This is a genomic window from Gordonia sp. ALPHA1B1 (genome assembly GCF_005502615.1).
Lineage (GTDB): Bacteria > Actinomycetota > Actinomycetes > Mycobacteriales > Mycobacteriaceae > Gordonia > Gordonia hongkongensis.
Map to the genome: position 1 here is coordinate 79,791 of NZ_SCOC01000014.1, position 22,456 is coordinate 102,246.

Annotated in this window: 19 protein-coding genes; 11 read left to right on the forward strand and 8 right to left on the reverse strand. The window is 67.9% G+C overall.

Annotation, left to right across the window (positions count from 1 at the left end):
- Positions 1-17 precede the first annotated feature (17 nt).
- Both FFS52_RS11825 and FFS52_RS11830 read left to right on the forward strand, forming a co-directional pair.
- Complete coding sequence (locus tag FFS52_RS11825) at positions 18-722, forward strand: hypothetical protein (protein WP_137809786.1); 705 nt, start codon at positions 18-20, stop codon at positions 720-722.
- Positions 723-763: 41 nt separating this feature from the next.
- Positions 764-1,894, forward strand: a complete 1,131-nt coding sequence (locus tag FFS52_RS11830; protein WP_137809787.1) for a DNA polymerase IV — start codon at positions 764-766, stop codon at positions 1,892-1,894.
- Between the two features lie 716 nt (positions 1,895-2,610).
- Here the strand turns inward: FFS52_RS11830 and FFS52_RS11835 are convergent.
- From FFS52_RS11835 to FFS52_RS11845, 3 genes are all read right to left on the reverse strand, one after another.
- Complete coding sequence (locus FFS52_RS11835; protein ID WP_137809788.1) at positions 2,611-3,870, reverse strand: HNH endonuclease signature motif containing protein; 1,260 nt, start codon at positions 3,868-3,870, stop codon at positions 2,611-2,613.
- 754 nt (positions 3,871-4,624) lie between these two features.
- Entirely contained in the window at positions 4,625-5,815 is a 1,191-nt protein-coding gene (locus tag FFS52_RS11840) for a nucleotide pyrophosphatase/phosphodiesterase family protein (protein ID WP_249356557.1), read from the reverse strand.
- 5 nt (positions 5,816-5,820) lie between these two features.
- Positions 5,821-6,672, reverse strand: coding sequence for a GNAT family N-acetyltransferase (locus FFS52_RS11845; protein ID WP_137809790.1), 852 nt, complete (start codon positions 6,670-6,672; stop codon positions 5,821-5,823).
- A 73-nt stretch (positions 6,673-6,745) separates the two neighbouring features.
- On the opposite strand from FFS52_RS11845, the gene FFS52_RS11850 reads away from it, so the two are divergent.
- The 4 genes from FFS52_RS11850 to FFS52_RS11865 all read left to right on the forward strand — a co-directional run bounded on the left by FFS52_RS11850 (position 6,746) and on the right by FFS52_RS11865 (position 9,526).
- Entirely contained in the window at positions 6,746-7,261 is a 516-nt protein-coding gene (locus FFS52_RS11850) for a YtxH domain-containing protein (RefSeq protein ID WP_137809791.1), read from the forward strand.
- An 86-nt stretch (positions 7,262-7,347) separates the two neighbouring features.
- Positions 7,348-8,079 carry a YcnI family protein gene (locus FFS52_RS11855; RefSeq protein ID WP_137809792.1) on the forward strand — a complete coding sequence of 244 codons (732 nt, stop codon included), beginning with the start codon at positions 7,348-7,350 and terminating at the stop codon, positions 8,077-8,079.
- On the forward strand, positions 8,072-8,620 hold the full coding sequence (locus tag FFS52_RS11860; RefSeq protein WP_137809793.1) for a copper resistance CopC family protein: 549 nt from the start codon (positions 8,072-8,074) through the stop codon (positions 8,618-8,620). Before FFS52_RS11855 ends, FFS52_RS11860 begins: the two co-directional genes overlap by 8 nt.
- A 6-nt stretch (positions 8,621-8,626) precedes the next feature.
- A complete protein-coding gene (locus FFS52_RS11865) occupies positions 8,627-9,526 on the forward strand; it encodes a CopD family protein (protein ID WP_065631018.1) in 900 nt (299 codons plus the stop codon).
- A 238-nt stretch (positions 9,527-9,764) separates the two neighbouring features.
- On the opposite strand, the gene FFS52_RS11870 is transcribed toward FFS52_RS11865, so the two are convergent.
- Positions 9,765-10,688, reverse strand: coding sequence for an alpha/beta hydrolase (locus FFS52_RS11870; protein WP_065631017.1), 924 nt, complete (start codon positions 10,686-10,688; stop codon positions 9,765-9,767).
- Positions 10,689-10,718: 30 nt separating this feature from the next.
- On the opposite strand from FFS52_RS11870, the gene FFS52_RS11875 reads away from it, so the two are divergent.
- Positions 10,719-11,615: an alpha/beta fold hydrolase gene (locus FFS52_RS11875; RefSeq protein WP_171011617.1), complete on the forward strand. Its 897-nt coding sequence runs from the start codon at positions 10,719-10,721 to the stop codon at positions 11,613-11,615.
- Positions 11,616-11,724: 109 nt separating this feature from the next.
- On the opposite strand, the gene FFS52_RS11880 is transcribed toward FFS52_RS11875, so the two are convergent.
- A complete protein-coding gene (locus FFS52_RS11880; RefSeq protein WP_137809795.1) occupies positions 11,725-12,984 on the reverse strand; it encodes an HNH endonuclease signature motif containing protein in 1,260 nt (419 codons plus the stop codon).
- Positions 12,985-13,112: 128 nt separating this feature from the next.
- Complete coding sequence (locus FFS52_RS11885; RefSeq protein ID WP_137809796.1) at positions 13,113-13,400, reverse strand: hypothetical protein; 288 nt, start codon at positions 13,398-13,400, stop codon at positions 13,113-13,115.
- Between the two features lie 833 nt (positions 13,401-14,233).
- Here FFS52_RS11885 and FFS52_RS11890 point away from each other — a divergent pair.
- Genes FFS52_RS11890 through FFS52_RS11905 form a run of 4 tightly spaced genes read left to right on the forward strand, consistent with a single transcriptional unit; the run spans position 14,234 to position 21,078 of the window.
- The gene (locus FFS52_RS11890; protein WP_137809797.1) at positions 14,234-15,778 is read left to right on the forward strand and encodes a hypothetical protein; all 1,545 of its coding nucleotides are present in this window, start codon (positions 14,234-14,236) and stop codon (positions 15,776-15,778) included.
- 23 nt (positions 15,779-15,801) lie between these two features.
- On the forward strand, positions 15,802-17,220 hold the full coding sequence (locus FFS52_RS11895) for a glycosyltransferase family 2 protein (protein WP_137809829.1): 1,419 nt from the start codon (positions 15,802-15,804) through the stop codon (positions 17,218-17,220).
- Entirely contained in the window at positions 17,213-19,177 is a 1,965-nt protein-coding gene (locus FFS52_RS11900) for a hypothetical protein (protein ID WP_137809798.1), read from the forward strand. Before FFS52_RS11895 ends, FFS52_RS11900 begins: the two co-directional genes overlap by 8 nt.
- Entirely contained in the window at positions 19,174-21,078 is a 1,905-nt protein-coding gene (locus FFS52_RS11905; protein ID WP_137809799.1) for a glycosyltransferase family 39 protein, read from the forward strand. The genes FFS52_RS11900 and FFS52_RS11905 overlap by 4 nt, the downstream gene beginning before the upstream one ends.
- Before the next feature lie 3 nt (positions 21,079-21,081).
- Here the strand turns inward: FFS52_RS11905 and FFS52_RS11910 are convergent, their stop codons facing one another.
- Together FFS52_RS11910 and FFS52_RS11915 are read right to left on the reverse strand one after the other, a co-directional pair.
- Entirely contained in the window at positions 21,082-21,498 is a 417-nt protein-coding gene (locus FFS52_RS11910) for a hypothetical protein (RefSeq protein WP_137809800.1), read from the reverse strand.
- An 86-nt stretch (positions 21,499-21,584) separates the two neighbouring features.
- Positions 21,585-22,412, reverse strand: coding sequence for an SGNH/GDSL hydrolase family protein (locus FFS52_RS11915; protein WP_137809801.1), 828 nt, complete (start codon positions 22,410-22,412; stop codon positions 21,585-21,587).
- Between the last annotated feature and the right edge of the window lie 44 nt (positions 22,413-22,456).

A 22,456-nucleotide genomic window follows, 5' to 3' on the forward strand; every position in this document is an offset into this window, starting at 1 on the left:
TGACCAGCGTTGTGTCTGTGGGCGCATCGAGACGCGGTGCGCGCACGTTTCTCACGTCGTCGGCGATCGCCGAGGCGATCGCCATCGAGGAGTCGATTGTCCTGACCGGGTACGCGGCGCTCGCCGAGAGTGCCGCGGAGTTCGGGGTGACGACGGATCTGATGCGTGAGGTCGACGCGGCGGTGCACCGGCATCGGGCGATCATCGCGCGGCTTCGGCTGATGCGAACCGAAGCCGTTGCTGCCGAACAGGTCTCGTCGCCGCACGACGAGGCGCTGGCCGTCCTGGGTCTCGGTGGTCCCGATGGTGATCCGATCGCCACGGACGTCGAGACGTCCAAGGCGGTGCGGGCGTACCGTGCCGCCGGCCACGATGCCCGGCATTCGGCGCTGGTGGCCGTCGCGTACCTGCTCGCCGCGGCGCACGCGCTGACCGACCCGACGAACTGTGGGACCGCTTCGCCCGCACTCAATCTCATGCCCCCGCCGCTGCATCGGGATCGCGCCCTCCTGGAGAAGGTGCTGACCCACGCCGTGGCGATGTCCGACCCGGCCACCCGTGCGGAGCTGGCCGCTCACGTCACCGCTGCGAGTACCGCGTTCGCCGACGCCGGCGGCGTGACCGACCGTTCCCTCTCCGTGCTGCGGTACAACCCGCACTCGTTGCGCACCTCGTGCCGGTCGATGGGTCTGGGCGAGGTCGACATCTGTATCGCCGGCTGATCTGATCGGCCACCGGGCGCGCGGCGATTACTCTGGGCGTCGTGACCACGTCGGTTTCGCAGCGCTATCGGTGGCTCCTGCACGTCGATCTCGACCAGTTCCAGGTCGCGGTCGAGCGGCTGCGGGCCCCCGAACTGGTCGGGGTGCCGGTGATCGTCGGCGGCAACGGCGATCCGACCGAGGCGCGCAAAGTGGTCACCTGTGCGTCGTATGAGGCGCGCGACGTGGGCGTCCGTGCGGGGATGCCGTTGCGGGCGGCGCACCGCAAGTTGCCCGACGCGGTGTATCTGCCGCTCGACATGGGCGCCTACGACGTGGCGTCCGCCGAGGTCATGGACGTCCTGCGGGCCACCGGTCACCCGGTCGAGGTCTGGGGCTGGGACGAGGCGTACCTGGGGGTGAGCGCGCGCGGGGCGGAGGTCGACCCCTTCGACGACGCGGCCATCGTCGACCTGGCCGAACGGATCCGTTCGGAGATCCTCGACCGGTGCGGGCTCACGAGCTGCGTCGGGATCAGCGACAACAAGCAGCGCGCGAAGATGGCCACCGGATTCGCCAAGCGTCCGCCCGGCGGCGCGCGAAGCGGTGTCGACGCGCCGCGCGTGTTCGTGCTCGACGACCGCAACTGGCTGGAGCTGATGGGGGAGCGGCCCACCCGCGACCTGTGGAGCGTCGGGCCGAAGACGTCGGCGAAGCTCGCCGCCACCGGGATCAATACGGTGACCGAGCTGATCGCCACTCCGCGCGACGACTTGATCGCCACCTTCGGTCCGCACCAGGGCAATTGGCTGTACGTCCTCTGCCGCGGCGGCGGTGATTCGACGATCACCGCCGAACCCTGGCTGGCGCGTTCGCATTCCAAGTCCCGCACGTTCGCGACGGACCTCAGCGACGCCACCGAGATGCGCGCCGCCGCCGCGGACCTCCTGCGCGAGTTGCTCGATCAGGTGGTCGGCGAGGAACGCCTGCCGTTCCGGGTCGCGGTGACCGTCCGCACCACGACGTTCTACACCCGCACCAAGTCGAGGAAGCTCCCCGCGCCCAGTCTCGACTTCACCGAACTCGAGTCGGTGGTCGCCGACCTGCTCACCAGGTTCGACATCGACCGCCCGGTCCGCCTCCTGGGCGTACGCCTCGACCTGGTGACCGACGAGGAAGGCGCCGCAACCTGAAATGCCCCTCCGCTCCCTGATCAGAAAGAAGCGCCAGCCCCTGCTCCCGAGCCCGATGGGCGTGCTGAGCCACCGCTCCTTAGTCCAAAGAAACGACCTGCCCCTGCTCCCTGAGGAGCGCCCGGAGCTTGCGGAGGGCGCGTCACGAAGGGTCTTCGCAACCCGACTCACCAAGAACCTTCGTGACGCTCGCAAGTGGCGGGACTGTCTCGCGTACCCGCCCCGATTCGTGACCGACAGACTTCAACTCGACTCCTAGACCTCGATCGAAGTCTGCCGGTCGAGTTGAGGTCTGCCGGTCGCCGGCCCGACGTCTGCTCAAGTTGCTCTGCTCGACCCAGCGGGTCGCTTTCCACACTCCGGAGGGCGCGGCCGACTACTGCTCCCTGAGGAGGCCGGAGCTTGCGGAGGCCGTCACGAAGGGGCCTGGTGAGATGCGTCGCCGTCGCTGGCACTCCTTGCACATCAGGGAGCAGGGTTTTTGCAGTCCTTTCGGATCAGGGAGCAGAGGGGACGCTCGCGGCTCGCGACCCAGGGAGCGGGGCGGGGCGGCCCGCAAGCTCGCTTCCAGGTTTCGCGGCCCCCTGCGGGCCGTGCCTGGCCCACGATATTTGACCGGGTACGGAGCCGACTGGGGTGTTCACTGTGGAGTTGTCAAGGGACGGATGCGGTCCCGGGTGTGGCCCGGGTGCGGAAGGTGCTGCGCGAAGGTGTGGTCAAGCGGCGTCGTCGAGTCGCATGGTGCGTCGGTTGTAGGCGGGTAGTGGCCGGCGGTGCGGGTCGATCGACGCGGGTGGGATGAGCCAAGGGTGCCGGTCGTAACCGATGACGATGTCCCAGCCGTGGTGGTGGACCTGGGTGTGGCAGCGTTGGCAGAGCAGGCAGCCGTTGTCGAGGTCGGTGGGTCCGCCGTCGGCCCACGGCTTGATGTGGTGGACCTGGGTATGTGATGGCGGTGCACCACATTTGATGCAGCAGGCGTCGCGGACGATGATTGCTTTGCGGAGGTGTGCCGGATACAACCGGTGGGTGTGGCCCATCTGCAGCGGTACGCCTTCGCTGTCGAGGATGATCTCGGTCAGGGATCCGTCGCAGGAGACCTGTTTCGCGGTGGCGTGGCTGACCGTCCCGGTCCACGGCAGCGTTGCGAGTTCTCCGGTGGCGGGGATGGTCAGCATCAGTTGCGTCCGGGGCGAACCGACGGTGTCGATGGTCGCGCCGATCGCTGCTTGGTCGAGGATCAACTCGAAAGCGTCGGCACGGCGTTGCTCGGCGGTGCGACGATCTTCGGTGCCGTCGGGTTCGGGCCGTGGGCAGGACCGTTCGTCGATCATCGTCAGGAACTTCTCTCCCACGATCTGGGTGAGGTCGGCGCGGATTTCGACGCGGCCGTCGTCGGTGGTGTGGGCGTTCACCGAGTTCAGCGATGGGTCGTCGGCCGCGGGAACACCGGTGTCGGAGTCGTCGGCGAGGTCGTTGGCGATCGCGCGGGCGTGTTCTAGTACCTGTGTCGGGGTCGCGCCGGACAACGCTTGTGCGATGAGTTCGCTTTCGTATTGGGATCGGTCACCGTCGGAAAGCGCCTCACCACAACGCTTGTCGATCTGGTGCATGCCTCGGACGATGGCGTCGACGACCTCGCTGGACAGCCGCCCGTCGGCGGCATGCCGCGCTGTGGCCGGCAGAGTGGGCAGGGCGTCGACACTGCGCATGGTGCGAAGAGCGGCCGCCGGGGCGTGGCCTGACTCGATCAGCAGCTTCTTGGTGGTGCTGCCGGCTTTCTGTGCGACGCCGATGCCGTCGAGTTGCGCTGCGTGCGTGACGATCTGATGATCGGCAAGGTTGCGGATCAGGCGCCACGTGTCGAGGGCGTCGAGTGTTTCTCTGCCTGTTGGGTCGTCGGCGGGCGGACTGGTGTCGATGAGTTGATCGAGGAGCGTGGTGAGCTCTGGCATGACTCCAAGGTACCGGAACATGCGTTCGATTTCGAGGTTTCTCCACAGGCCAGAAGCTCGAATTCATCTACTGTGCAGCATTTGTCGTCGACTGAGCGCCTATTCGCGTTGACTGTGCGCAGATCGTCAACAGTGGTGTACTTCAGTCACACAGCTCTCTAGTTCTGGCGCGCCTTCGACCGACTGAGTCTGAGGTGTTTGAGCTGGTTCCCGTTGAGCAGGGGCCGCCGATCACAAAATCTCGCGCTTGACAGTCGACTTCGGGCGCGCGCGAGAGTGTAGCCGAAAACTCCTCCACCTGAGTGCGTTCGAAGGGCGATATGCCCTTCGATCATGCTGAGGGGGACGAACTTTCAGAGTCGTCTCCGCAGGGTGGCGCGCTGGGTCGTCAACCGTCTTCTACGGGCGGGCTCCTCAGTATCTGCGGCCTGGCGGCCGTCGTGGACTTCGTAAGAATTCGTTGTGCTCGGGGCGAGCCTTACCTCTGCTCCCTGAGGAGCCCGGAGCTTGCGGAGGCCGTCACGAAGGGTCCTGGTCAGTCGGGTTGCGAAGACCCTTCGTGACGCGCCCTCCGCAAGCTCCGGGCGCTCCTCAGGGAGCGGTGGTTGGCCGCGCCGTCCGCAAGCTCCGGGCGCTCCTCAGGGAGCGGTGGTTGGCCGCGCCCTCCGCAAGCTCCGGGCGCTCCTCAGTCTCAGGGAGCGGTGGTTGGCCGCGCCGTCCGCAAGCTCCGGGCGCTCCGTGAGCTGAGGAGCGGGGGGCGGGTCGTTCTTTCGGATCAGGGAGCAGGTTGGGCCACGATGAGCGGTACGAGTTGCTCGGCGGTGGTCCAGGCGCCGTGGTGGCCGAGCATCATCGACTCCATCGTCTCGCGCTTGCTGCGGGTGAGGGTGATGGCACCGCGGGCCACCGCGACGACGTCGCCGATGCGTTGTGCCACAGCGTCACTGACGATCGGTCCGAACCACCCTTCGTCGATGGTCTGCTCGCGCGAGACCACGTGTGCGGCGTCGCCGAGGTACGACGCCCAGCCGCTCAGCACGTCATCGGCCGATCCCGGTGTCGCGTAGACGTGTCGGACCCGTGCCTCGCCGGCCACCGCGTCGACGCCGTCGAGCAGGGCGGGGGCGGTGTCGATGTCGATCGCCCGGTCGGCGGTGATCATCCCGTGGTCACCGGTGACGAGAAGGGTTGCGCCATCGCCCAGTCCGGAGGCGAGGTCGGCAACCAACCGGTCGACGATGCGCAGCTTCTCCAGCCACTCCGCCGACCCCGGGCCGTGGATGTGGCCCGCCATGTCGAGCTCGCTGTAGTAGGCGTACACGAAACGCCGATGCCGACTCCGGCGCCGCAGGGTGGTCAGCACGGCGTCGCGGATGCCGTCGGGCGTCACGGCGGGCAGGAACTGTCCCGACGCTCGGAAGGCCGCCATCGTCAGACCGGTTCCGCGGAACTCGCCGGGCATGACATAGGTGACCCGGACACCCTCGGCGGCAAGCTCTTCGAGACTCCCGCGCTCGGTGCGTACGAGGGCCGGGGGATAGGTCATCAAGGCCGACGGTCCGGAGGCGTCGTCGAGCGTCCAGCGCAGCGAGTTGAGCACTCGTCGTGACCCGCGGGTCCGGCATTCGTCACCCGGGCGGAAGCTGTACCCGATGATCCCGTGCACTCCGCACGACGTCCCGCCCGTCAGGCTCAGGATGCTGGTCGCGGTGGTCGCCGGAAACCCGGCCCGCAGCGTCGTCGAGGTCAGTTCTTTGAGCGTCGGGGCATGTTCGGCGTAGTCGTCCAGCAGGGTCGCGCCCAGGCCGTCGATGAGCAGCAGCACCACCGAGTCACTGGTCGGAACAACGGGTCCCGCGCCCTCGGACGCGACCCCGAGTGCACCCGCCACCGCCGGCAACACGTCGGCCAGCGTGTGCGGATAACCGTGCCAGTCTGCCGGGGCCAGCTCCAGCGGACCCGCCACTTCTGTCACCGCGCCCCCGAACCGGCCGGTCCGAACACATAGTGTCCCGACCGCAGGAACCGGACCGACCGACGCGCGTCCCCCTCGACGAGCAACGGCGACAACGCATCTCGCAGCGCAATCCGCCACCGTGCGGCGTCGAGTGGCGCGCTGACCCGTATCGACTCGACGTCACGCGGAACCTCGACGACGGCGCCGGCATCCGGGGTGATGCGCTCGTGGTGCGCGACGGGATGGGATGGCCGGTCGACGTCGATGACCGACACGGCGCCACCGGCGAGCGCCTCGTCCACCGACTCCACCGACCCCTCCGACCTCGACGACCCGTCCGGCGCCGACGGCGCGGCGGACTTCAGGTCCCACGCCACCAACACCCGGTCGGAGTCGGCGTCGCCGCCCAGCTCGTCACCGAGTTCGCCGTAGAAATCCTCGTAGTAGTGCACGGGCGTCGCACCGAGCTTCGCGAGGTTGAAGTAGGCGTTCCGGGCGACCAGGGGATCGAAGGTCCAGGTGATCGTCGACAGTCCGCGTTCCAACGCCCAGCGACGCTGGTGCATCTTCAGCGCATGACCCACCTGATGGCCGCGGCCGCGGCGGGTGACCCCGGTGATGTGGCTGTGCAGGGTCTCGCCGACAGGCGCACCGAAGAACGCCACGCTGCCGCCGGCGAGGTGGTCGCCGATGAAGGCGCCGGCCACATAGTTGCCGGCGTGACTGAGCGCCCGCAGCATGTCGGTCCCCACGGGCCGGTTCGTCGGATCGGGCCGCCACACGTCGTCGAAGATCCGCAGCAGGTCCTCGAGCTCGTCGGGCGACGACAGTTCACGAACCTCCACACCGAGGGTTGCATCCGACATGGGGTCGATTCTGTCACCGCCCGACGACACCGGGGTCGGGGTTGGCCCAGTCCGCGCAACTACTATGAGCCCCATGTCCCGCACCGCCCGACCGTCCGACGCGTTCGCGCGCGTCGCCGCGGCCGGTGTGGTTCCCGCGGTCGCGGTCGCCGCGCACGGTGCGGCGAGCGGGGCGATGCCGAGTTCGTCGGGCGTCCTGCTGAGCGCCGCGATCGGCGTGGTCGCGTCGATGCTGCTCGCGCCGCGTCGGGGACGGCTCACGACGGCGGCGGCGTCGACCACCCTGGTCTTGTCCGCTGCCCAGGCGGCGAGTCACTGGGCTCTTGCACTCGACGCCGGGCACGCCGCCCACGACACCTCGACGCTGCCGATGCTCCTCACCCACCTGGTGGCGATCCCGCTCAGCGCGATCCTGATCGTCGCCGGTGCCCATCTCCTGGCGTCGATCGACTCGGTGATCCGGTCGCTGGTGCCGCCGGTCGCCCTCGCGGCACATCCGGCCGCTCCGGTGTTCTGGACGCCGCCTTGTGTTCCGGCCGCACCCGCGTTGTGCGGCACCGGCGTTCGCGGACCACCGGCCGCCACCTGACGCGCCCGGGCCCCAGACCAGAACGGTGTGGGGTCGATGCACGCGTCCACGAGGACCGGTCCCGACACCATCGAAAGACACAATCCATGAAGCTCAGTTCCCCGCGGGCGACGATCGCCCGCCGCATCGCCGCGCCCGCCACCGCCGTCGCTCTCGTCGGCCTCGCCTCCTTCGCGGGTGCGGGTGCCGCGTCGGCGCACGTCACCGCCAACGCGCCGACGGTCACCCAGGGTGGGTACGGCGTCGTCACCTTCGTCGTCCCCAACGAGTCCGATGCCGCCGCCACGACCGCGCTGCGGGTGACGCTGCCCGGGCTGACCTCGGCCCGCCCGGAGGTGATGCCCGGCTGGAAGTCCGTCGTCACCAAGAAGGACGACAAGGTCACCGAGATCACCTGGACCGCCGACCCGGGGTCACCGGGGGTGCCGGTCGGGCAGTTCGGCCAGTTCCGGTTCTCCGGCGGACCGTTCCCCGAGCAGGAGACCGTCGAACTCCCCGCGCTGCAGACCTACGCCGACGGTGAGACCGCCGACTGGAGTCAGCCGACCCCCGACGACGGCACCGAGCCGGAGCTGCCCGCACCGACGCTGACCCTGCCCCCGGCCACGGGCGACGGCCATCACGGCGGCTCGCACGCCGCCTCGACGACGGGCACCGCCGACGCATCGGACACCTCCGAGTCGTCGGCATCGTTCGAGGACTCCGCCGCGCGCTGGCTCGGTGGGATCGGCCTGGTGGTCGGCACCCTCGGCGCGGTCATCGGCGTCGCGGCTCTGACAGCCCTGCGCCGCAATGGTCGTGGCGGCGGCGATGCCTGACCGTCGCGCGCCGGTTCGACGCGTCGTCCTGGTCCTCGCGACGCTGCTGTGTCTCGGGCTCGTCGGATCGTGGGCGGCAGCCCCGGCGTCGGCGCACTCGCGGCTGGTCTCCTCCGACCCCGCCGAGGGGGCGACGCTTCAGACCGGTCCGCAGACGGTGACGCTGACCTTCAACGAGCCGATCCAGTCGTCATATGCGGTGCTCAACGTCGTCGGACCCGACGACCACTACTGGCAGAACGGCGACCCGACGGTCGACGGCCCCAACCTGCGTGTCGGGGTGCGCGAACTCGGCCCGGCCGGTGAGTACGTCGTCAACTACCGGGTGACCTCGGCCGATGGGCACGTCATCAGCGGACAGCGCACGTTCGAGCTCGCGGTTGCCGGCAACGGCGAACCCGGCCCGGCGATCGAAGCGGTCGATGCGTCGTCGGACGAGGGAATCCCGGTGTGGTGGTTCATCGCCGGCGCCGCCGTCGTGCTGATCGCCGGACTCGGTGTCGTGTTCTGGCTGAGCCGGCGACCCTCGACGCGGCGCTGACACCTGATGACCGTCCGCAACGGGTTGATCCTCGCGATGACCCTGGCCGGCGGTCTCGTGGTGAGCTGGTTGCTCGCCCGTCCCGACGGTCCGGATCTGGTCGCGGTGCCCACGACCCTCGCGCTCGGTGTGTCCGTGACGCTGCTCGGTCTGGGGGCGCTGCCGACGGTCGACGCCGAGCCCTCGACCCGGGTGATCGGCCTGCTGGCCGGGGTGTGGGTGTTGGCCGTGCTGATCAGCGCCTGGGTGCGGACGGCCGATCGGGCGGGTGTCGAGGTGCTCGACGTGAAAGCCGGCGACTTCGGCGACGTGCTGTTCTCGGGTGCGCCCGAGATGGTGGCGCTGGTGGCCGGGGTCCTGATCCTCGCGTGGGTGGTGCTGGACCTGCTGACCGGGATCGAGATCCCCGTGCTCGTGGTCGGAGCGCTCGCGGCGATCGGGGTGCTGGCCACCTCGATCGCCGGGCACGCCGGCAACGACTCGTGGGGGCCGTTCCTCATCGGTGCCCACGCGCTGGCCGCGGCCTGGTGGTGCGGACTGCTCGCGGCGATGTTGCTCTCGGTGCGCGGCCGGTCGGGGTGGGCGCGCAGTCTGCCGGTCTTCTCCGGGCGCGCGCCCTGGGCGGTCGGGGTGCTCACGGTGACCGGCCTGATCTCCGGCCTGATCGAGGTCGACGGTCCGGCGAACCTGGTGAGCAGCGGTTACGGCCGGATCCTGCTCGCCAAGGCCGCGGTGCTCGCGGTCCTCGTGGGTCTCGCGGTCTGGCACAGACGACGATGGCTACCGGCCGTGCAGCGGCATCGCAGCAGCGAGCCCGCCTCCGTGCGCGCGGCCGTCGTCGAACTGGCGATCATGGCCGTGGCGCTGGGCCTCGCGGCCGGGCTGTCGGCGACCGCGCCGCTCTGAGCTGGAGCGTCTCCCTCGGCTCCCTTTACGCTGGTCGAGAGGGCGACCTTTCCCGCTGGTCGAGAAGGTGACCTTTCCCGCTGGTTGAGCCGGCTCCGAGCGCAGCGAGGCGCCGTGTCGAAGCCACTTGTCCGGTTCACGACGTCGGTCACCAGGTGGCCTCGACGGGCGCGGCGGCCTCGCTTCGCTCCTTCGACGCTGCTCGACCAGCGGGGCGGGCGGCCGTCGCTGCTCGACCTCACTCGCCCATCGGCGGCCGCGATTGGTCCCACAGCGCGAGGAGTTCGTCGATGATGTCGGTCGACATGTGCAGGGTGCTGAGGTGACTCTCGCCGGGCATCTCGAAGAGCTTTGCGTCGGGGAGCAGCGACACCATGTGCTCGCCGTGGGCGTACGGGATGATGTGGTCGGCGTCGCCGTGCCACCAGCGCACGGGCACCGTGACATCGCCGACACGGAAGCCCCAGTCCCGCGCGAAGACGACGACGTCGGCGAACGGCGCGTTCATGCGTCGGCTTCCGCCGTGGAGCAGGTCGTCGAGGAACATGGCCCGGAATTCGGGGCGCGCCAACAATTCTCGGTCCGCCTGCGGGGACAGTCGACCGTAGATGGAGATCGCGGGTTCGGCGATCGGCCGGGCGAAGCCGAGGGCGACGCTCAGCACCTGGCCGATCGGCGCACCGGCCACGCTGACGAGCGGTGCGAGCAGCGTGCCGAGTCGCATCGCCCCGCCCTCGATGCGGTCGGGTCCGACCGTCGGCGCGACACCGCCGAGGATGCCCGCCGCCGTCACCCGGTCGGGCATGGCATGGGCGACCCCGAGTGCGTATGGCCCGCCGCCCGACAGCCCGATGATCGCGAAGTCGTCGATGCCCAGGGCCTCGAGGACCTCGGCGAGGTCGGGTGCGAAGGCCGCGACGTTGTCGTACCGATGCGGGCTCGACGACCCCACGCCCGGCCGATCGAGCCCGATGAGGCGGATTCCGCGTTCGAGCGCGTACGCGCGCGCTTCGACGGGGATCTGGCGCCGGGCGCCGGGGGTGCCGTGTAACCAGACGATCGCCCGTCCGGTGGCCGATCCGTACTCGGCGAATCCGATCCGACGATCACCGTCGGCGACGGCGATCGACCCCTCGATCTTCGGACGGGCGATGTCGATCATGTGATCAGCATCTCACGTACGGTTGGTGGCGTGATCCCCGAGTTCGTTCACGGCACCGCGCGCGCCATCCGCCACGTGTTCACCCCGTACCCGGCTCGGGACATCCCGGAGGGCCGGATGGTCGACCTCCCGGGGCGCGGGCGGGCGTTCGTCACCGACTCGGGCCCGCGCGACGCACCCGCCGTCTTCCTCCTGCATTCGGTGCTCACCACCGGGTTGCTCTGCTGGTACCCGACGATCCCGGCGATCAACGACCGCTACCGCGTCATCACTTTGGACGCGCGCTGGCACGGCCGCGGCATCGAGTCCGACACCTTCGACCTCCGTGACTGCGCCGACGACGTCGTCGCCCTCGCCGATGTCCTGGGTATCGACCGGTTCACGGTCGCCGGGTTCTCGATGGGCGGCGGCATCGCCCAGCTGGTGTGGCGACGCCATACGGGACGTGTCGCCGGTCTGGTGCTCTGTTCGACCGGTCCGTACTTCAGCACGCACGATCCCCGGCACCGCGCGTCGTCGGAACGCATGGGACGCATCCTCCGCCCCGTCTACCGCATCCTGCCGCGGGTGTCCGAGAAGAGTCTGAACAAGACGACCTCACACACCTCGATCTGGGCCCTTCGACAGTTCTTCTCGACGCCGCTGTCGCACCTCGGTGACTTCGGAAACGGGCTGGGGGAGTTCGACTCTCGCGACTGGCTCCACGAGGTCGACGTCCCGACCGCCGTCGTCGTCTCCATCCGCGACCGGGTCGTCGAGCCCGAACGGCAGCAACTGCTGATCGACGGCATCCCCGGCGCACAGCGCTTCGAGGTCGACGGCGGTCACGCCTGCTGCGTCCTCGGCGCGCGCTACTTCATCCCACCGTTCGCCGAGGCGCTCGACGCCGTGGTGCCTCGGGATCGGTCGTCAGTGGCGGCGCACTGACAGAGCCGCCGTTCACACTGTGGAGTTGTCAAGGGACAGATGCGGTCCCGGGCAAGGTCCGGGTGCGGAAGGTACAACGCGAAAGTCTGTGGTCTTTGGCGGGGTGAGGTCAGGCGGCGTCGTCGAGTCGCATGGTGCGTCGGTTGTGGGCGGGTCGGGGTCGACGGTGTGGATCTATCGAGGTGGGCGGCACGAGCCAGGGGTGTCGGTCGAAGCCCATCACGATGTCCCAGCCGTGGTGGTGGACTTGGGTGTGGCAGCGCTGGCACAGTAGGCAGCCGTTGTCGAGGTCAGTGGGTCCGCCGTCCGCCCACGACTTGATGTGATGCACCTGTGTATGAGAGGGCGGCGCACCGCATTTGATGCAGCAGGCGTCGCGGATGATGATCGCTTTGCGGAGGTGTGCCGGATACAGCCGATGGGTGTGGCCCATCTGCAGTGGTGCCCCCTCACTGTCGAGGATGATCTCCGTGAGCGAGCCGTCGCACGACGCCTGTCTTGCGGTCGCTTGGCTGACCGATCCGGTCCACGGCAGCGTGGCCGGGTCTCCGGTCGCGGGGATCGTCAGCATCAACTGGGTGCGCGGGGAACCAACGGTATCGATGCTCGCGCCGACTGCGGCTTGGTCGAGGATCAGTTCGAAGGCGTCGGCTCGGCGTTGCTCGGCGTTGCGCCGGTCCTCGGCGCCGTCGGGTTCGGGTCGTGGGCAGGATCGTTCGTCGATCATGGCCAGGAACTTCTCGCCTACGATCTGTGTGAGGTCGGCGCGGATTTCGACGCGGCCGTCGTCGGTGGTGTGGGCGTTTACCGAGTTCAGAGAGGGGTCGTCGGCTGCGGGAACACCGGTGTCGGAGGCGTCGGCGAGAGCGTTGGCGATCGCGCGGGCGTGTTTGAGGACCTGTGTCGGGGTCGCGCCGGACAACGCTTGTGCGATGAGTTCGCTTTCGTATTGGGGGCGGTCACCGTCGGAAAGCGGCTCACCACAACGCTTGTCGATCTCGTTCATCCCGCGGACGACGGCGTCGACGACCTCGCCGGTCAGCCGCCCGTCGGCGGCGTGACGGGTCAGGGCTGGAAGCGCGGGCAGGGCGTCGACACTGCGCATGGTGCGAAGAGCAGCGGCCGGTGCATGTCCTGACTCGATCAGCAACTTCTTGGTGGTGCTGCCGGTTTTCTGAGCGACGCCGAGTTCGTCGAGTTGTGCTGCGTGGGTGACGATCTGGTGGTCGACGGTGTTGCGGATCAAGCGCAGCGTCTCGAGCGCGTCGAATGTTGATCGGCCCGTGGGGTCGTCGGCGGGCGGGGTGGTCTCGATGAGTTGATCGAGAAGAGTGGCGAGCTCTGGCATGACTCCAAGGTACCGGAACATTCGTTCGATTTCGAGGAGTTTCCACAAGCCGGGAACCGCGAATTCATCGACTGTGCAGCGTTTTTCGTCGACAGTGTGGTAACTGTTGTCAGTAATTGACTCAAGTCACACCCGTTTCGAGTTCGCGCTCAGAATTGGTGATTCGCGCCATGGCCACGAGCCCCACGGGCGGTCAGGTAGCGGCCTTCGTGATGCAGACGAACGCCCACTCGGTGCTCGTCATCCCCACAGAGATCGGCGGTGGCCGGCAGGTCGAAGTTCGGCGACACCTGCGCGAGTGGCGCGTAGACCTCCTTGCGCTCAGCGGGTCCGCCGTAGCCCGCCACGCCGATCGGCCTGCGGTCGGTGGTGTAAGCGGCGCCTTGCCGTGCCGAGCCCCGCCAGTTGTCCCCGTTGTCGGCGATGCCGCCTGCCACGCCGACCGCGCCGACCGCGCCGACGGGTCCTCAGGTTCGACGGGTGCAAAGGCCAGGCCGCCGCCCGAGGGTCGTCCCTCACGAGGTTGACGAGCGGTCCGACGCGTCGGCTGACGCACCCGTGCCAAATCAGTGGGCCCAAAAGCGGAAGGCGCAGCCGATGACGGTGGATGCGCCGACCGATCACTGTCACCGACGTGGATGGCCGAGGTCTGCTGGTCCGGTCGCGAGGACGCAAAGCGCCAACACCGCCGTTGTCAAACGACCAGAAGTCGACGCAGTAGCACCACGTAACGTCGACGTGGTCTCGCGAATGGACTCACGACGATCCCGCTGCGACTGCTGACTGACAAGTAATGCTTGTTGATGATATTCCGCAGTGGCCGTACCACCCGACCATCTCGACATTGTTGCCGAACCACATGGAACGTTTGTGAATGGCTGTAGCGCAGCGTCTCTAGCGTTCCTAGGCGGTCAGGTGACCCACTTTCTCGGGTGTGACATCAACTACAAATTCGTGCCGTAAGTCGCGTGACTTCGGACCATGCCGCGGCCCAGTCGGCGATCCCGGACGACGCGATAAGTGTCCCAAATAAGCTGTGGCACAGTCAAAGATGAGAGACGCCTCGACCCCGCCTCGAGCTCACATCCAGCACCGACACGGCCGCGGCTCATGAAATTGGTGCGGTCAAAGATCTCCATCAACTTTCTTTTTAGCGTTACTCTCACTTCAGTTCGCGATTCGGTTGCCAGGGGAGGCCCTCAGGGTTGGCACCGAAGCCGCGTCTGGCGTTGGAGCCCACTGCTCAGGCGCCGTCCTGGGGAGGATCTCGATGACTGTTCTCGATTCAGTCGTGCCCGCGTCGCCGCCATCTGCGGACGTCGACGCCGACGCGGCTCCGACGCCGGCGCAAGGTGCGGCTCGTCGCACATGGCGAGCGACGCTGACCGCGCCGCGCGAGATGTCGATGGGCGCCCGGTACGCGTCGACGATCGGCGCGGGCATGCTGGCGTTCGCGCCGGCCATCGCTGCCGAGTTCGACGCGCTCCGCCAGGGGTCGCCGACGGCATACCTGCTGTTCGTACCCCTGTGGTGTCTGATGATCGCCTTCGGGCTCGACGTCTCGTCGCGGGGCCGTGAGATCGGTGACGGCGAGTTCGACCGCATCCTGGTCGTCGTGGTGGGCGGCGCGCTCGGACTGACCGCGGCCCTGGTCATCCCGCGGATTCCGGCCGTCGCGGCGTTCTGGCACGCCGATCTGATCCCGCTCCTCATCTGGGTGTTCGCGGCGTCGATCGTGGTCTTCGGGATCCGACGCGTCGTCCGCGACTACCTCATCTGGTTGTTCCTGCTGACCTGCTTCCCGCCGAACTACCTGCTCATGGGGCAGGTGCTCGGCGGCACGACCGTCGCCTTCGGCGCGTTGTCCGTGGCGATTGCCCTCGTCGTGACGTACATGTCGCTGCGTCGGCACCCGCGGGTCGCCCTCGCCACCGCGGCGCTGTCCGGCGTCGGCGGCGCGGTGCTGGTTGCGGTACTCCAGGACATCCCGGTCCTGGCCTACACGATTCCCGCCGGTGCGGTGACCGCGATCGCGATCGTCGTACGACTCCGGTTCGGGAGAACGGGCTCGGCACGCGCCGGTCTGCCCAAGCAGTCCATCGCCACCCTGGCGTCGGCCTGGTTGGTGGCACTGGTGATCCTGGCGGTGACTCCGTTCGCACCGGAGTCGCCGAAACCCGTTGTGTCACCGCCCATCGGCGAGGAGTGGCTCGAGCAGTTGCGGACGCTGGGTATCGGGATCACCGAGCCCGAGGTGTTCGACTGGGGTCCGCGGGTCATGGGGTCCGACGGTGACGTGCGTCGGTACCGCGTCACGACGGGGCAGACCGGTCCGGAGAACAGGCCGCTGTCCACCGCCTATCTCGACGTGTTCTCCACCGCGGATCTGGGCCGCTTCTCCAGTTACCGCCGTGGTCTCTGGTACGAGACGGTGCCGCCGGCGACGATCCACTCGACTCCCGCCTCTTCGGACGGCCGACACACCCGGCTCGGCAGCATCGCCAACACCCTGGAGTCGGTCCGCACCTCGGATCAAACACTGTGGACCGGTCGATTCTGGGGTTGGCGAGTTCCCACGCCAGCCGGTGAGCGCTACATCGCCGTCTACCTGATGGCCGCGCGTGATCAGCCGGGATCGTCGAACGTCGCCGAGCCGAAGCCGCCCAGTTATGCCACCACCGTCGCCGAACCCATCAGTTGGCTCATCCGCGGTGGCGACGACACCCCGGACCCCGTCGACGACTCCGACCTCGATGTCGCGCTGACCGATCTCGCGTGGTCGATGATCGACGCCGTCGAACGACCAGCTCGGTGACCGCCCCCGACGCGGGACGAGTTATGGACGCGCGGCATGTCTCCACCCTGTCGGCACAACATCCGTTGAGCCGCAGGCAGCGTCTCGGCCTCGTCGTGCTCGCGATCGTGACCGCGGCAGCGTTCCTCCTGACCTGGCGGGTCTCACTCGCGGTCATCTTGAGCATCTGCGCTCTGTACTTCCTGGTCTCGAGCGTCGACAAGTTCGTGCTCGTCACCCGCGGCATGACCGGCAGGGGAGTGCTGCGGGTGTCCGACGACGACGCACGCGCGATTCCCGACGCCGACCTGCCGGTCTACACCGTGTTGCTGCCGGTCTACGGGGAACCCGAGATCGTCGCCAACCTGGTCGCCGGTGTCGGCAAGATCGATTATCCCGCAGACAAACTCGACATCCTGTTGGTCCTCGAGGCCGACGACCACGAGACCCGAGCCGCCGTCGAACACGCCGACCTCGACGGGATCACCCCGGTGCTGGTCCCGCCGAGCGAACCGCGGACCAAACCCAAGGCGTGCAACGTCGCCATGGATCTGCCATCGGAACGCAGCGACATCGTCACCATCTACGACGCTGAAGACATCCCGGATCCGCTGCAATTGCGCAGAGCGGCAGCCGTCTTCGCCGCGAGTCCGCCCGAGGTCGGCTCGGTGCAGGCCCGGCTCGGGTACTACAACGAGCGCGAGAACCTGCTGACCCGATGGTTCGCCATCGAATACGACCAGTGGTTCTCCTACATGCTCCCCGCATTGAGTGCGTCGAAGTGTGTGATCCCCCTCGGCGGGACGTCGAACCACATCCGCACCGACGTGCTGCGGGAGGTCGGCGGATGGGATGCCTACAACGTCACCGAGGACGCCGATCTCGGAATCCGGCTGGCGCGCTACGGATATCGCACGGTCGTCCTGGACTCACTCACCGGCGAAGAGGCGAACGCCGACGTGGTGAACTGGGTGCGGCAGCGCTCGCGCTGGTACAAGGGTTATCTTCAGACCTTCCTGGTGCACACCCGCCACCCGGTCGACATGGTCCGTGAACTCGGACTCGTTCCGGCGCTGCGTATCTCGAACCTGACCGCGGGCATGCCGATCGCCAACACCCTCAACCTGCTGTTCTGGACGCTGCTGCTGGTGTGGTTCGCCGGGAAACCCGATTTCATGCATTCCCTGTTTCCGGGTCCCATCTACTACCTGTGTGTCCTGATGTTCACCGTCGGGAACCTGGCCACCATCATGCTGGGCGTCGTGTCGACCCGCACCCTCGGCAAGCCCTACTTACTCGGTGCCGCGCTCCTTGTGCCCGGTTACTGGTTCCTTCAGTCCATGGCTGCGATCAAGAGCATGGCGCAGCTCATCTACAAGCCCTCCTTCTGGGAGAAGACCGTGCACGGACTCTCGGCCATGCCCGGTGTGTCCCGACCGCCGAAAGGTCCTGAGAATGTCTAGCAACAGTCCTGTCCGCCTGCGACGCCTCCTGGGAGCGGTCCTGGCGGCGCTGATCGTCGGCATGGGAGCGGTGGCTCCGGCCGCGGCGGCGCCGGGAGACGGCACGACGACGCTCAACTGGCGGCAACTGGGAATGGGCACCTCGGTCACGATCGACGGCGCCGACGTTCCGGTCGGAGTGAGCATCCCGGTGCCGCAGGGGATGTCACCGACCACGCTGACCGGTGTGGTTGCGTCGGCGACCAACGTGACCGACGCCTTCATCCAGGTCGCCCGCACCGACGGCACGATCATCGGTACCGTCGTCGTACCGAGGTTCGGTCCGCGGCAGCTCAGCACCGCGTTTTCCGTTCCGCTGACCGCAGTGCCCGTGGGCGACAACGGCCGTGCGGATCTGCGACTGACGCTGCGCAACGGGACCGACGATTCGGTGTGCGGACCGGTGCCGGAGGTCGCGCTGACCAGCCTGAACGTCGCCTTCCGGGGCGCCGCGACGGTGCCCGCCACCATTCAGGATGCGTTCGGGACCGTGGTCAACCGGGTGACCGTGTACACCCCGGAGGACCCGAGTGCCGCGGCCGCGCAGACCACGCTCGGCGTCGTCGCCGCCATCGCGAATCACTATCGTCCGCAACGTGTTGCGATCGACGTGGTGGAGTCGGCCGATGCCCGGTTGCCGCGCGCGGCCAGTCCGCTGGACCGGGCGGTCGTCATCCGCGAGGAGGGTGGGGCGGGGAGTGTCCGTCTGGAACGTGCGGGACTTCCCGGGGCCGTGTTGGTGATCAGCGGTGATCAGGATTCCTTGCCCGATCAGGTGGCGCTCTTCCGCGACGGGCTGACCGATCTTGCCCAGACAGACTCTGCTGCAGTTGAATTCGTCGGAGACCGCGAGGTGCAGGGTTCGGATTCGGTGACCTTCGGGGAGTTCTCCGATCGGTTGTCGGTGGAGGCTCTCGGAACCGCCTCGCTTTTGCCGGGTTTCGATCCGACGATCCTCGCCCTCGGTCGGCCCGGCGCGGTCGACGTCGCGCTGAAGGCGCGCTACACCCCGGTCCGCGACGACGAGCGCGCGAATGTCATGGCCGTCACCGGCGGCGAGATCCTGCACACGAGTGCGCTGAACGCGTCCGGATCGCTGGACACGAAGTTCACCATCCCCGCCGCGCAGGTGGCAGCCAACGAGCCGCTCGAATTCCGGGTCTCCTACGAGCCGGCCCCGGGCGCCTGTTCGCCTCGCAGTGTGCCGCTGACGTTCCAGATCGACCCGTCGTCGACCGCGTCGTCGAGCACGACTCCCGTTCGGATGGGCGGTTTCTCGTCGGTGCCACTCGGGTGGCAGCCGACCGTCCAGGTCGCGCTCGACAACACCAACCCGGCGCAACTCGACGCCGCCGCTGAACTGCTCGCGTCGGTGCAGCGCAGTTCGGCCACCGCACTGTCGCCGGTGCTCGTGCCGCTGGATCAGGCGATCGCCAGCAACACCGGCGCACTCGTGGTGGCCGACGCGGCGAACGCCCGCCCGCTGAACCCGCCGATCAACACCGAGGATTCGTCCACGCTCGTCGACCTGGCCGCGCAGATCCGGCTGGCCATCCCGGACGGGCTGGGTACCATCCAGGCGTTCTCGCAGAACTCGCGCACGGTGGTGTTGGTGAGCACCTCGGGGTCGTGGGATCTGGTCGACCCGCTGTTCGCGTATCTCGATGATCAGCAGGGAGATCTGGCAAACCTCCGCGGTGACGTCCTGGTGGCCGGCCGCGCGGGTCAGCCCGAGCTGATGACCGTGCGGGCCGACGGTCCGCAGGCCGAGGTCGATCAGGTCGGCACCAGCTGGGTGGTGTGGCTGGGTGTCAGCGCCGCCGTAGTTGCGATCGCAGTCCTCGTCGCGATCGCGATCATTTTGTATCGCAGACGCTTCGGCGGCTCGAGCGGTCCCGCTGACGGCTCGACTACATGACCGTCGAGCTTCACGACGACGCCTCGGCACCGGCGGTCGGTGTGCAACCGCCGGTGACCGAGGGCCGTCGACGGCTCACCGCGACGCAGTGGTGGGGTATCTCGCTCTTCGCCGGTCTGGTCGCCGGGTATCTGGCGGTCGGTGCGTACCTGTACCTCGCTGTCGGCTACATCAATCCCGACGCGAGCAGTCGCGTGGGCAACGCCGGGTTCACCATCTGGAGCCGGGACCCGCACCTCGGTGCAATCGGTTTCGTCTGGAATCCGTTGCCGAGCCTGATCGAGATCCCGCTCGTCGAACTGTCGTCGCACTGGCCGCTGAACCAGTGGCCGGAGCTGCGTCGCGTCGGATTCGCCGGTGCGGTCATGAGCGCGGTGTTCATGGCCGGTGCCGGGTGGCAGGTTCGGCGCATCGCCCTCGATTACGGTGCCGGCCGTCTGCTGCGCTGGATTGCGGTCGCGGCGTTCGCGCTGAACCCGATGATCATCCTGTACGCGGGGATGGGGATGAGCGAGGCGCCGTTCCTGTTCTTCCTGCTGTGGACGTGTCGTCGAATCCTGTTGTGGGTGAACCGATCACGTGTGGTCGATCTGGTCATCGCCGGCGTCGCCCTGGGTCTGGCGTACCTGACGCGCTACGAGGCGCTACCCGCGGCTGCGGGTGTGGCGGTCGGGGTGTTCGTGGTGTCGACCCGACGACACCGTCCCGAAGGAGTCTCCGGACGCGCGGGGTGGCGGGCCGGAGCCGCCTTCGGTGTGCACGACGCGACCATCGTGGCCATACCCACCGCGTTCGCGTTCGTGGTGTGGGCGGGCCTCGGCTGGCTCCTCGACGGGAATGCGTTTTCCCAGTTCTCCTCGCAGTACGGCAACTCGGCGCAGGTGGCGGCCGCGGGAATCGTCTCGGCCGAGGACGTCGGAGCGGGTCCGCTGGCGGAGGTGATCGTCGCCAACCTGCTCGGCATGCAACCGCTGCTGTTCGCGGTGCTGCCGGTCGTGGCCTGGATCGCGGTCCGGCTGCGCAGGGTCGACGCCGCGGTGCCGGCAGTCGTGTTCGGCTCGGTTCTGCTGTTCCAGATGTCCGCGGTGATCCTCGGCTCGACCTTCGGCTGGTTCCGCTTCTACCTGGCGTCGACGCCACTGATCGTCGTCGCGGTCCTCGTAGCCTGCGGGCCCGCGCGCCGTCTGCTCCCCGACGCCGGGCAACCTCTGCTCCCTGAGGTGCGAGGAGCGAGCGCGCACCTACTGCTCCCTGAGGTGCGAGGAGCGCAAGCGACGAGCCACGAAGGGCCCCGCCGTTCCTTGAGCAGCGACCGGAGCTTGCGGAGGTCGGACACCCGCCGCTCCTTGAGCAGCGACCGGAGCTTGCGGAGGTCGTGTGTCGAAAGGACCACCCTCACCACCCTCATGGCGCTGGTCCTGGCGACCTCGTTACCCGTGACGGCGTCGTCGATGCTCAACCCGGCGCTGGGCAAGGAGGAGTACGGTCTGCGCTCGGCGTTCTGGCCCGATCGTCATCCGCCGTCGGAATTCTGGTTCTACTGGTTCGGCGAGGTCTCGGGCAACGTCGCCGCCTGGCTGGACAGCCAGAATCTGCCGGAGGGCTCCGTTCTCGTCGACACCTTCGGGGTGTCGCGCGTCTGGCTGGAGTCCGAGCGCCCCGAACAGTTCGTCGTGCGCAGCGACTTCGACTTCTTCGCGAAACTGAACGCACCCGCCGAGCAGGGCGTGCAGTACATCCTCACGCAGCGGCCGACCGGCCTCGGCTCACTCGACGCCATCAACGTTCGCTACCCAACCCTCTGGGCCGACGGCGCCGGCATCGCGACGGTCGCCATGACGGTGACGACGCCGACTGGCAAACCGCAGTTCCGGATCTATCGGATCAACGGATCGGACTGACCGTCACGGATTGACCCAGAAGGTGGCCGCAACCGGCGTGCTCAGGATGATGTTCTCTTGCGGGTAGTACTCGCCGGTCACCACCAGCTGGCCTGCTCCGGTGCGGATGGTGCTGCGGCGGTGGGGATAGTCGTACGGAATCCAGCCGGCGGCTCCTGTCGTGAGATTGCGCCAATGCCAGCGAAATCCGTAGCCAAGGGGATACGGGTAGATCTGGCCACGTCCGTAGAACACACGCGGCTGTACGACTCCGGCGCCGCCGATGCCCCAGACCACGCCGGGCACCTGCACTGTGACCGAGTGGTCCAGCCTGGGATGAGGCGGCGGGGGCGAGGCGGTTGCCGTAGCCGATGCCGACCACAGCGGCACGATGACCCCGAACGCGAGCAGCATCGAAAAGATTGCGCGACGAATTGTCATTCCGTGACGGTAGCGCCCGCTGGTGAGTTTCCCGCGCTATTTGCGCTGCGAGTGGCTTCGACCAGGCCAACCATCAAGAACCCCACCTACGCCTGCAACTCGAAAGCCTTCAACACGGTCGTCGTCCAGATCTGTTGGCCGGCCGGGTTGGGATTCACGGTGTCACGCAGCAGGGGGCGGAGTGCAGCGGAATCGGCGGGGAATGCGGAGTACACGTCGATGACCTGGATGCCTTCGGCGTCCATCGCAGACGCGTAGCCCTCCATGATCGCGTTGGTGGCGCCACCCTGCGCGGGGCTCTGCTTGATGGCCACGAGCTCGGCGTTGGGGTACTTCTGGCGCAACTCGGTGATCAGTGGCTTGAGCTGCTCGGCGAGCGGGGTGTTCGGGTCCTGGGTGTGGCCGAAGTTGAGCAGGATCAGGTTCGGGGTCACTTCCGGGGTGATCAGTTTGTCGAGATTCTCGAGCGCGTAGTCAGCGTCTTTTCCGGAAGCGCTGCCGTTCCAGAAACCGATCGGGCCGTTCGGGCCGTCGCCGAGCCCGACCATGGCGCCGTAGTCATTGGTGGTGGCATTCCAGAATTTGGTGGCCATCGGGCGTTGGAGTTTCTGGCTGATCGTCGTGCCGAGGGCGGGCGCCCAGCCGTCCCGGGCGGCACCGGTCGAGTCGCCGAGAAGCACGATGGTCCGGGGCTGCGCGGGATTCGCTTCCGCGTCTTCGATGAATTCGAGGGTCGCCGGCTGTTCGAGGGGAGCCATGCTGGCCGGGGTCACAGCTGCCGAAGATGTCGACGTCGGCGCGGTTCGATTGCTGGACACGATGAGTCCGACGATCAGGATCACCGCACAGACAACCATCACGATCCAGGCCCAGATGGGCGCGGAACCGAAAACGCGTTTCACAGCGTTCAACATCTACGTAATCTCCAACTCGCTTGAGGCCCCCCAGCCAACGTTGT